The following is a 9334-nucleotide window of genomic DNA, read 5'->3' as shown; positions in this document are numbered from 1 at the left end:
CCCAAGTTCCTTTCCTTGCTCCGTTACTTTTGCTAGTCGTTCAGATTTGCTTAAATTAAATGCTTCTAAAGCTGTTTGACGAGCTTGCTCAACTTGTTCAGCTGGTAAGTCTTGTTTACATGTTGGGCAAGTGCAATTATCTTCATAATGGAATTGTTCTGAATCGATTACGCCCCATTGATCGCGTAGTTGTTGTAGTTGAACATCCATATCAGATATTGCTCGTTTGTTTTGTTCTGCAGTTCGACTCATCATTTCAATTTCTTGTTCAGCTTGTTGAACTGGCTTTTGTATAATGGATAAATTGCCACGTTCTTCTTGAAGTCGAGCGCCAAGTCTATAAATTTCGTCTTTAGAGTTATATTCGAAATCACGTTTGTAACGTTCCATATCGTTCTCTAACTTCATGAGTTGCTGCTCTTTTTCAACAACAGCTTTACCGTTTTGTATATTGAATATGATTTGCTTTTGACCATCAATTTCTTGTTCGATAGAACTAACTTGCGCCTTCAAGCTATCCACATCAATCTTCAGTTCAGGAATCATATTTTGATTCTCTTCGATTTGGTATGGAATAACATCTAAATCTTTTTGAATTTTTTTACGTTTATTAGCAACAATCTTTTGATACTCTTCAACCGTTTTATTTTGAAGAATGGAAGGTAAATCTTTTAGTTTCATGTTTGCACTTATAACATCTTGATCTGTAATGTCACCAACTATGTTTAACAATTCTTTGCGTCGATCTTGCCAATCCCACTGTTCGTTAAAAAATGTTGGGTTGGTCAATAATTTGAATTTTTCTTCCGGAATAATTTCACTAATACGTTTGTCATATTCAGTTTTTGTTTCGATTGGCACATCATCGATGTAATAGTCGGTTGTATGTCCCTCTTGCTTTTTAGTTGGTGAATTACGTGGTTTCTTCCAAACTTCTCTGTAAACACGTTTAAGAGTTATTGGAATACCATCAATCAACAAAGTTCCTTCTACTGTGTGATTTGTGTTGTGGACTTCTTTACCGTCTATTAATGTTTTAATAGCGAAAGCTGAATCGCTTTTATTTTGGCTATCTTTACCAAATAGCAACCAGGTAAATGCATCAAATGTTGTTGTTTTACCAGTTTCGTTATCGCCAAATAGATTTGCACTGGAACCGTTAATCTTTAAATCAAATGCTTTTATACCTTTAAAATTTCGTAGTACTAGGTCTTGAATTTTAACCTCTTTCATTCGTTTTCCCTCCATGTAATTTGAATTTGTTGGGGCTATGTAATAAAATGATGTAAATAGCTATTTGATAGCCCCGAATCCACTGCTGCGAACAGTGGATTTTTATTTTGTTGGATATTCAATACTTAGTGCAGTAATGCAGTCAATCGTATTAACGAAACCTTCCGCAACTAGCATTTCGTACACTGTTTTATTACTGTTTTCTGCCATTAATGAATGGAAATGATGTAGATCCAAGATATCGATAGCAATTTCAGCAATCTCGTGTTGTGGTGTTTCTTCATCAAATAGATAAAAGCTGTTGTCAAAGAAGTTTTCTAATTCGATGCCACTCATTTCAACAACTGCATCATGTAGACTACGCGAGAATAAAAATTGAATTGCTAGATCTGGATTACTCGAAAAATCTAAAACTCCATTTGTTAATTGTTGGACCATTGTCTCACCTCGTTTCTTTTGGATTTACTACATATTTTTCGTACTCGCTTTGTGTAAGAAGCGTATAGAACTTAACCCCTTCAATTTCTGTAGAAATCTCATAATTGAAGGAATTGAAAGACTTGTAAGGTGTTGCACAATAAGTACTAAAATTAGCGAAGAATACTTCTGGTGTATTGATAAATACCTGTGAAGAATTGCTATTGATTCTTACATTGAAAGTTGAATAAGATTTACATATTTCTCGTAAGCCATTTGTTAAATCCACAATTTTAGCAATTAAATTCGTCATAATCTCACCTTCTTTCCGATGCATTTAACTCGCATCACGAAGCGCACAAGTTATTGAGCTTTCCACACTCAAAAACATGAAGTTTCCTTTCACTCGCATTTGTATAAATACTGATATATTGCGTTATGCGATTATGCGCTTCGTGACAGGAGTTACCCTGTCGTGTTATAATTGATATTGGATAATTAAGGCTTTACTAAATCAACCGCTGATTAACTCCCAAAAGTTAGTCAGCTTTTTTAATGCCATAAACCAAATACTCCGATAGTGATCATCAATGCTATTCCACCGTAAAGCCAAAGCTTGTCCGATAAGCAAACATCTTCTGTTTCGAAAAAGTATTTGTTCAATTTACGCATCTGGTCACCTCTTCCGCTGGTATTCCAAGTTTGTTTAGTTTTTTGATTACTTCCAAAAATCTGTCATACTCTACTTTTCTTTGACGAAAATTTTCAAGTTCTTTCAGTGACTTATCTATGTCCTTAAGCAACTCACGCGCTTCTTTGTATTCCTGGCGTCTAGCATGTATCATCATTTGAACATTTAATGTATCGATGCAGTTGTGTTCTTTGATTGCTGCGTCTACGTCTTGTTCGCGAAAGCTTAATTTGTTCATTGCACCCATCCTCTCGCTTTCCATCTTGGCTTATTTTCGCGTCTTCGCTTTTTCTTTGAAATTCCGTAAACTCTTTGCAACACCATAAGGAAGTTTTCTCCCCATACGCAACCCTCATCAACTTGATCAAATATATCCTCCACTATTTGCATTTCATTTTCATTTAAAGCTTCTGGTGGTTTTGTCAGTAAATTATTTCTTAATGCTTCCATACCTTCAGCCATTTCCTTATATGCATTTATAGCTAACGCTAATAAATGACGTTCAATATTTTTTCCATTTAAAATTGGTGCTGTATATCCACCAGAAAATTTATAGATAATATCTGAAATAAATTCTGGATTGTCGAAATTGTTGATTGCTTGATGTGCCACATCCTGTTGCATAACTCGTCTGTCATTTTTCATATGACTAATCATTTGTGGACTCACATTAAACTTCATTGACATCTGTTCGTTAGTGATGCCGTCCTCTTTTGCCAATAACTTGATTGAATCCCCTACTTTTGCCGATTTTTCTATCATCATAAATCCCCCTATTTTGTATATTTTTCTATCACATAGATACTAGTAAACTTGTTAAGATGTAGTTAATGAGATGGTTGTTCTTTAGCCCATTGAAGCAAGAATTGTTTTGCTTCTTCAGCAGGAAATAACCATTTTCTTCCGACTTTGAACTTAGGAAATCTTTTATCATAAAAGAATGTTTCTTTTATAGTTGTTTCACATAGTTTTACTTGTTCACACAAGTCTTTCATATCCCAATACGTATATTTGACTTGGACCTCATTTAAACGTTTTTGGATTTCATTACGTAAGACTTCATCAACGTGTTGTTCATCTATTTGAACCTGAAACATTAAACTGCACGCTCCTTATTTGTTAACTTGTTTAAGAAATACAATTGCCCTTTCCCAGTTACTTTTGGAGTTTTATTGATTGTTGTTATTCCACTGGAACGAGGTATTGGTGTTTCTTTAATTTCAAACAAGCCAAGATCCATACTTCGTTGAGTTGGCATGTTGTAATCAGTGCCTGAACGTTTAATCAAGTAACCATTTTCACGTAGCCAAGCGAAAAGTCGTTTTTCACCGAAATCAACACCATTTTGCTTTAGCAGTTTTGCTAACTCTCGAACTAAAATGGATGATTTACTTGTTTCAATTAATTCTGCAAATAGAACTTTAGGTCTTTGTTGTTGGATGATTGACTGAGCTTCTTGATGCGCTAACTCAGCTGCATGACGTTTTTGTTGTTCTTCTTTTAAACCGTTTAAGATACCGATTAAAAAGTCTGGATCTTGCATCGTTTGCTCTAATGTTTCTGGTGTTAGATAAGCACCATGTTTTCTGATTGATGGTAGAACTTCTGATGTTACCCAACGTTTGAAGCGTTTTGCTGATTCTAGTTTTGATGAAAGAATTAAACTGTATAAACCAGATTCGTTTATAATCGTCATGTTTCTACTTTGACCTGGTGTCGCAATTCGCGACGTTAGTTTATCTTCGTAATCAACATGCTTTGCTAAAGCATCACGGGAATTTGAATATCCTAAAACTTGAGCAACATCTTTGCCTACAAACCAAGGTTCTCCGTCTTTTTCTAAAACTCGAACTTGTTGATTTTCAAAATTAAAGAATTGTAATTGATTCATTTGTTTCACTCCTTAGTAGGTATTTCCTCACTCTTTGTCGAATATTGACATGAGGAGGTGATTAAATTGAAGTTAAATCATGATTGTGTAAGAGATCTGTTATTAGCAGTTGAAGATATACCGAGCCTTACAGGTTGGTATTCCATTCCTCAATTAATGAAAAATGAGAATCTAAAAGATAAACATTATTCAATTGATGAAATTGCATATACCGCTACTTGCCTTGGTGATGCTGGATTCATTAAAACTGATCCTAATAATCGCGAACCTGAATACTACACAATTCAGAGGATGACTTGGAATGGTCACGCATTCCTAGATGATATTAGAGATCCAAAGGTTTGGAAAAAAACTAAAGAAATAGCCTCTAATTTGGCAAGTGTATCTGTCAAAAGCCTATTTGAAATAAGCACTAATTTGGCAAGAAAATATGTCGGCTTAGACTAATCTGCTCTTTTAACTAATTTAGTTCGTTTGCTGGGGTCTTTTTCGATAACCTCAGCTAACGGATTTGCAATCCCTGTAAGAATTGAAATTGCTTCTTCAAATGTAAAATTGTTTTCTTCTAAAGCATCAATCACAACATCAGTGACATTTTTGACTTTAGAAATAGCATTTAACATTGTTAATCCGTTAACAGCATTATTGATTACTAAATTTTCTACTTGATTTTTGTCCATAATTTTCACCTACCTTTGTGCTCTCTTGCACCCACCAATAAAGAATTAATGTCATGGCGATTAGCTATTGCTGTCGCTCCATCCTGAAACGAGGATATCGTCGCGTACTCCGCTCGATTAATTGCTTATTGGTGAGTGCAATGCGATTGTTAAATGATTTGTTTTAAAGTTTCGATTTTCATCTAGCTCTCCTTTGAGAGATTTCTATCCTACCAATCTATGTGGTAATATTTTCATAGACTGGAGGTGGTAAATATGTCTAAAGAAAAACCTGAATTAATTGATCCTAACGAATTTGCACTTGCTGTAATATCATCTATTCCTCTTAAAGGTGACTCCCCAGAAACCGTTGCAGAGGAAAAGTTGAACTACTATTTAGCTGCTTATGAGAAAGCTCTAGAATTTAATAATTCTTATAAGAAAAATGAAAATCTACTTGAACGTTACAAAAGACTAAATAATATTTAACTTTCAATTTATTGGAGCTCTAAGATGATTTTTGCTATATTTTTCAATTCATCTAAGCTCCATCCTTTTTCAAGAGATAGGATTATTACATCGCCAAGATGATGGCTTACATCCATTACATTGTTAGTTAAATGAGTAAATTCAGAATCAGAATCATCATTTTCAAGTAACTTTGTTATTTTTTCTATTTGCTCAAGTGTCAATACGTTCACATCCTTTCGTTTGGTGAGTGCAAAGTGTGAATGTTTTAGGCTGACGTTCTTTCATGCAACTTACGGTTGCATATTACATCAAAAAAAATTGTCCAATCAATTCCAAGTACATTTGCAATTTTTTTCGCTACGTCAACAGATGGTCTTCGTTCACCATTTTCAATCATACCGTAATATTGTCTAGTTATTGATGCACCAGATTTAACGGCTACATCTTGATGAGTTAAACCTAATTTTTCTCGTTTTGAAACTAAAAGCTTTTTTAAATCTTGTTGTTCCATTTTTTCACCACCTTATTTGCAACTATCAGTTGCTTTACAATTACTATTATACGCAACTTTTAGTTGCTGTCAATATTTTTATGCAACTTTTTATTGCTTTTTTTATTTAAATATAGAAAAGCAACATATTGTTGCTTATAATTAAAAATAAAGTTAACAGAAATGAGGAATATTTATGTTCGCTCAAAGACTGAAAAGCTTGAGAAAAAATAAAAAATTAACACAATCAGACATGGCTAACATGCTTGGTATTACAAGACAGGGTTATGCTAAATATGAAAATGATGAGAGCGAACCAGACTTAGCTACTATTGATAAGTTAGCAGAATTTTTTAATGTTACTACAGATTATCTACTTGGACGTTCAGATATTATGAATCCTAGGTTATTCGAAAACGCTGGCATTACAAATCAAGAATATTTAAACCTATCTGCATATCAAAAAGAAGTAGTAGATTTCTTTTTAACGCGAGAAAATTTACAATTCTATGATCGTCCAAAACGTTTATTAGATGCATTAGAACAATTTGAAATATTTTATGAATATTGGAAGAAACAGCAAGAGCAAAAAGATGAAGAGTAATTCAAAAGAGATATAGTCTACTGTGTCTCTTTTTTTACATAAATATTGTAGTTATATTTACTTATCTATTTTCTAATATTAGGAGGAATTATATTGGGTATATTTTTAGCGATAGTAGGAGTCTTATTATTATTAGCATCTATTATCGGGTCAATCGTATTTCTAGTCTTATCATTACTAAATAGAAAGAACGATGAAAAATTTAAGAAAAACATAAAAAAATTAATAATATCAGGAGGATCATTTATTGTTTCGATAATATTATTAATAATTGCTGGAGCTATTGGATCGAATAACTACTCAAATGACACTTTAGAAACAACTAGTTCACCAACATCAAATAAAGATGAAGAAAAAACTGCAAAAAAAACAGTTGCATTTAAGTATGATGATTCTATAGAAGCTGATAAAAACGGGAATTTTAAACTTCCTATAAAAGTAATTGACGGATATACTCCAAAAATCACAGAAGGTGATGAAGCTAAACTTAAAAAGAAAGATTCAAATAATTACATTTTAACTGGTAAAATTAATAAAAAAGATGATTCTGGTATTTACTATTTGGATTTTGTTTCAAATGATGATAAACAAGAAGAAACTATATTTATTGAAAATACTAAGGCATATGATTCTTATAAAAAGGAACAAAAAGCCGCTGCTAAACAAAAAGTAAGAAGTAAAGCATTACAAAATGAAAATAAACTTTCTTATGGGATGTTAATTAAAGCACAAGATCGTTACGCAGGTGAACCGTACCATATAACAAAAGGACATGTTATGCAGGCAATGGAGCAAGATGGTGAGACAACACTTCTTGTCCAAATAACAAATAAAGGTTATGGATTTTGGGATGATATTGTTTATATCAACTATCCTAACATAACAGATGCTGTTGATGATGACTTTGTTGAAATATGGGGGACATTAGGAGAAAAAATGGATTATGATACTCAAATTGGAGGTTCTAACTCTGTACCTTCTATGAAAGCTGATTCTATTAAAGTAATTGGACATCTAAACTAAAATTTAATAGCAATGGAAAATCCATCTATACAAAGATGGATTTTTATTTTATAATTTATAGAACATACGTTCTATAAAGGTGGGATATCATGGTACAGTACTATACACATCTTGAAGATTACATCAAAAACCTATATCTGAATATTGGCATTGTAAAGCCAGAACAAATTGATATTAATACTATTGCAACTCGATTAAGAATAAAAGTAATCCTTGTACCCTTTAATTCGATGCGTGCCAATAATGTTATTTGCATTAATGAACGTACTTCTAAAGAAGAACGATGGCAACAATTTGGTCATGAATTATGTCATGTGCTATGGCACTGTGGCAATCAGTTTGGTATTCCATATTTTTTCCGGGAATATCAAGAATGGAAAGCAAATAATTTTGCATTGCATTTTTGTGTACCTACTTTCATGCTAGATGAACTTAAATTAGATTATGAGTATTACAAAGCTATATATCAAATACAAGATACCTTTAATGTAGACGAAGAATTTGCAAAAAAAAGGCTTGATAACTATTTAACTGTTAATAGATGTATCGTTTTATAGATATCTATATACATAAATTTATGTTGTGATTAGTTTGATGGGAGTGATCTAAATGGCCAATTTTCGGAAGCGCGGTAAGAAATGGGAATACCGTATCAAATATAAAAACGAAAATGGAGAATGGAAAGAAGTAAGTAAAGGTGGTTTTGCTACTAAAAAAGAAGCTCAAATACATGCCAGAGAACGAGAAATGTTAACTTCATCAGAAGTTGATGGTTCTCGAATGAATTTGGGCACCTATTTATTGAATTGGTTAAACACATATGTTGTAGATAAGAAAAAGTTAAATACCGTCAAGACATATAGAAATGCAATTGAAAAACATATCATCCCAGAGTTCGGTAATTTGCAACTTGGTGATATTAAACCAATGAAATATCAAAATTTCCTAGATTCTATTATAGAACGAGGATTTTCTACAGAAACAGCTAAACGTATTCATACACCATTTCGGTCAGCTATGGAACAAGCCGTTCTGAATGGATATATTTCTAGAAATCCAGCAGCACATGTAAAGATCAAAAAGAAAGAAGTAAAAAAATTAAAATTTTTAGAACCTGAGCTAGTTCCTAAAGTATTGGAGTTTTTATATGAACGAGGATATGGACTAGGAATTTATTTCGAAATGCTATTTGAAAGTGGTATGCGTAAAGGTGAATGTTCTGCATTAGAATTAGACGATATCAATTGGAAAGATAATACGATTCGTATCGATGATTCTTACAACTACAATGCTACTAAAGAAGAAAAGAAACTAGATGGAGTTAAAACATCATCATCAGAACGTATAATTGTTATTCGTGAAGAATACATGAAAAAATTGAAAACCTACGTTAAGTACCGTATGGAGAAACGTCAACTAATAGGTAACTTGTATAATCATGAAAACAATTTTGTCTTCGGACGTGATGATGGAACACCATTCCCAAAGTCAACGTTATACAATGCTTTTAAATGTGCATTAGAACATATTGGCCACGAAACGTTACCAATACACTCTACAAGGCATACACATGCCGTTATGTTTCTGGAAGCTGGTGTTCCTATGAAAGAAGTTCAAGAAAGATTGGGACATAAATCGATTCAAATTACTTCTGATATTTATTCACATATTACTAGAAAAATGGAGACTGTTTCGATTGAAAAATTCGATGAATATATGAAAGAAAAATCGAATATTAAAAAAGCGTAAAATTTTTCGGGGGCAAAATGTGGGCAAAGCAAAAAAATTGCCCACGAGTAAAAAATTCGCGGACAAATAAAAAGGCGTTGGAGCTTAGAGCCCCAACGCTTTAAAT

At 32.9% G+C, this 9334-nt stretch carries 16 protein-coding genes; 6 read left to right on the top strand and 10 right to left on the bottom strand.

Annotated elements, in window-relative coordinates:
* The 7 genes from D1606_RS16650 to D1606_RS16620 form a co-directional block, all read right to left on the bottom strand.
* Positions 1-1233: AAA family ATPase (locus D1606_RS16650; RefSeq protein ID WP_158582415.1), on the bottom strand; the 1233-nt coding region annotated here is incomplete at its 3' end.
* A gap of 102 nt (positions 1234-1335) precedes the next feature.
* The gene (locus D1606_RS16645) at positions 1336-1671 is read right to left on the bottom strand and encodes a hypothetical protein (RefSeq protein WP_119417142.1); all 336 of its coding nucleotides are present in this window, start codon (positions 1669-1671) and stop codon (positions 1336-1338) included.
* A gap of 4 nt (positions 1672-1675) precedes the next feature.
* Positions 1676-1963, bottom strand: a complete 288-nt coding sequence (locus tag D1606_RS16640; protein ID WP_119417141.1) for a hypothetical protein — start codon at positions 1961-1963, stop codon at positions 1676-1678.
* 346 nt (positions 1964-2309) lie between these two features.
* Positions 2310-2579 carry a hypothetical protein gene (locus D1606_RS16635; protein ID WP_119417140.1) on the bottom strand — a complete coding sequence of 90 codons (270 nt, stop codon included), beginning with the start codon at positions 2577-2579 and terminating at the stop codon, positions 2310-2312.
* On the bottom strand, positions 2576-3103 hold the full coding sequence (locus D1606_RS16630; RefSeq protein WP_119417139.1) for a helix-turn-helix domain-containing protein: 528 nt from the start codon (positions 3101-3103) through the stop codon (positions 2576-2578). Before D1606_RS16630 ends, D1606_RS16635 begins: the two co-directional genes overlap by 4 nt.
* Positions 3104-3168: 65 nt before the next feature.
* A complete protein-coding gene (locus D1606_RS16625; protein WP_119417138.1) occupies positions 3169-3438 on the bottom strand; it encodes a MerR family transcriptional regulator in 270 nt (89 codons plus the stop codon).
* Complete coding sequence (locus tag D1606_RS16620) at positions 3438-4232, bottom strand: phage antirepressor (protein ID WP_119417137.1); 795 nt, start codon at positions 4230-4232, stop codon at positions 3438-3440. Before D1606_RS16620 ends, D1606_RS16625 begins: the two co-directional genes overlap by 1 nt.
* 66 nt (positions 4233-4298) lie before the next feature.
* Between D1606_RS16620 and D1606_RS16615 the strand changes: the two genes are divergently transcribed.
* A complete protein-coding gene (locus D1606_RS16615; protein ID WP_158582414.1) occupies positions 4299-4679 on the top strand; it encodes a DUF2513 domain-containing protein in 381 nt (126 codons plus the stop codon).
* Here the strand turns inward: D1606_RS16615 and D1606_RS16610 are convergent.
* Positions 4676-4912 carry a hypothetical protein gene (locus tag D1606_RS16610; RefSeq protein WP_119417135.1) on the bottom strand — a complete coding sequence of 79 codons (237 nt, stop codon included), beginning with the start codon at positions 4910-4912 and terminating at the stop codon, positions 4676-4678. The two genes, D1606_RS16615 and D1606_RS16610, sit on opposite strands and share 4 nt — an antisense overlap.
* Positions 4913-5167: 255 nt before the next feature.
* Between D1606_RS16610 and D1606_RS16605 the strand changes: the two genes are divergently transcribed.
* Positions 5168-5380: a hypothetical protein gene (locus tag D1606_RS16605; protein WP_119417134.1), complete on the top strand. Its 213-nt coding sequence runs from the start codon at positions 5168-5170 to the stop codon at positions 5378-5380.
* 8 nt (positions 5381-5388) lie between these two features.
* Here D1606_RS16605 and D1606_RS16600 read toward each other — a convergent pair whose 3' ends face one another.
* Positions 5389-5583 carry a hypothetical protein gene (locus D1606_RS16600; protein WP_119416203.1) on the bottom strand — a complete coding sequence of 65 codons (195 nt, stop codon included), beginning with the start codon at positions 5581-5583 and terminating at the stop codon, positions 5389-5391.
* Between the two features lie 44 nt (positions 5584-5627).
* Positions 5628-5873 carry a helix-turn-helix transcriptional regulator gene (locus tag D1606_RS16595; RefSeq protein ID WP_119417133.1) on the bottom strand — a complete coding sequence of 82 codons (246 nt, stop codon included), beginning with the start codon at positions 5871-5873 and terminating at the stop codon, positions 5628-5630.
* A 175-nt stretch (positions 5874-6048) separates the two neighbouring features.
* Here D1606_RS16595 and D1606_RS16590 point away from each other — a divergent pair, with 175 nt between their 5' ends.
* From D1606_RS16590 to D1606_RS16575, 4 genes are all read left to right on the top strand, one after another.
* On the top strand, positions 6049-6456 hold the full coding sequence (locus D1606_RS16590) for a helix-turn-helix domain-containing protein (protein WP_119417132.1): 408 nt from the start codon (positions 6049-6051) through the stop codon (positions 6454-6456).
* Positions 6457-6549: 93 nt separating this feature from the next.
* The gene (locus D1606_RS16585; protein ID WP_119417131.1) at positions 6550-7479 is read left to right on the top strand and encodes a hypothetical protein; all 930 of its coding nucleotides are present in this window, start codon (positions 6550-6552) and stop codon (positions 7477-7479) included.
* Between the two features lie 89 nt (positions 7480-7568).
* Positions 7569-8036 (top strand): ImmA/IrrE family metallo-endopeptidase, encoded by a 468-nt coding sequence (locus tag D1606_RS16580; RefSeq protein ID WP_119417130.1) that lies wholly within the window; start codon positions 7569-7571, stop codon positions 8034-8036.
* A 52-nt stretch (positions 8037-8088) separates the two neighbouring features.
* Positions 8089-9228: a site-specific integrase gene (locus D1606_RS16575; protein ID WP_119417129.1), complete on the top strand. Its 1140-nt coding sequence runs from the start codon at positions 8089-8091 to the stop codon at positions 9226-9228.
* Positions 9229-9334 lie beyond the last annotated feature (106 nt).

This window comes from Rummeliibacillus sp. POC4 (assembly GCF_003576525.1).
GTDB lineage: Bacteria > Bacillota > Bacilli > Bacillales_A > Planococcaceae > Rummeliibacillus.
This window is presented reverse-complemented; position numbering and strand designations above follow the sequence as displayed.

Excerpts from the sequence above, each read along its gene's own strand:
- D1606_RS16635 (WP_119417140.1), bottom strand. The coding sequence starts at position 2,579 with ATGAACAAATTAAGCTTTCGCGAACAAGACGTAGACGCAGCAATCAAA.
- D1606_RS16620 (WP_119417137.1), bottom strand. The coding sequence starts at position 4,232 with ATGAATCAATTACAATTCTTTAATTTTGAAAATCAACAAGTTCGAGTT.
- D1606_RS16580 (WP_119417130.1), top strand. The coding sequence starts at position 7,569 with ATGGTACAGTACTATACACATCTTGAAGATTACATCAAAAACCTATAT.
- D1606_RS16605 (WP_119417134.1), top strand. The coding sequence starts at position 5,168 with ATGTCTAAAGAAAAACCTGAATTAATTGATCCTAACGAATTTGCACTT.
- D1606_RS16630 (WP_119417139.1), bottom strand. The coding sequence starts at position 3,103 with ATGATAGAAAAATCGGCAAAAGTAGGGGATTCAATCAAGTTATTGGCA.
- D1606_RS16610 (WP_119417135.1), bottom strand. The coding sequence starts at position 4,912 with ATGGACAAAAATCAAGTAGAAAATTTAGTAATCAATAATGCTGTTAAC.
- D1606_RS16645 (WP_119417142.1), bottom strand. The coding sequence starts at position 1,671 with ATGGTCCAACAATTAACAAATGGAGTTTTAGATTTTTCGAGTAATCCA.
- D1606_RS16625 (WP_119417138.1), bottom strand. The coding sequence starts at position 3,438 with ATGTTTCAGGTTCAAATAGATGAACAACACGTTGATGAAGTCTTACGT.
- D1606_RS16575 (WP_119417129.1), top strand. The coding sequence starts at position 8,089 with ATGGCCAATTTTCGGAAGCGCGGTAAGAAATGGGAATACCGTATCAAA.
- D1606_RS16590 (WP_119417132.1), top strand. The coding sequence starts at position 6,049 with ATGTTCGCTCAAAGACTGAAAAGCTTGAGAAAAAATAAAAAATTAACA.
- D1606_RS16595 (WP_119417133.1), bottom strand. The coding sequence starts at position 5,873 with ATGGAACAACAAGATTTAAAAAAGCTTTTAGTTTCAAAACGAGAAAAA.
- D1606_RS16640 (WP_119417141.1), bottom strand. The coding sequence starts at position 1,963 with ATGACGAATTTAATTGCTAAAATTGTGGATTTAACAAATGGCTTACGA.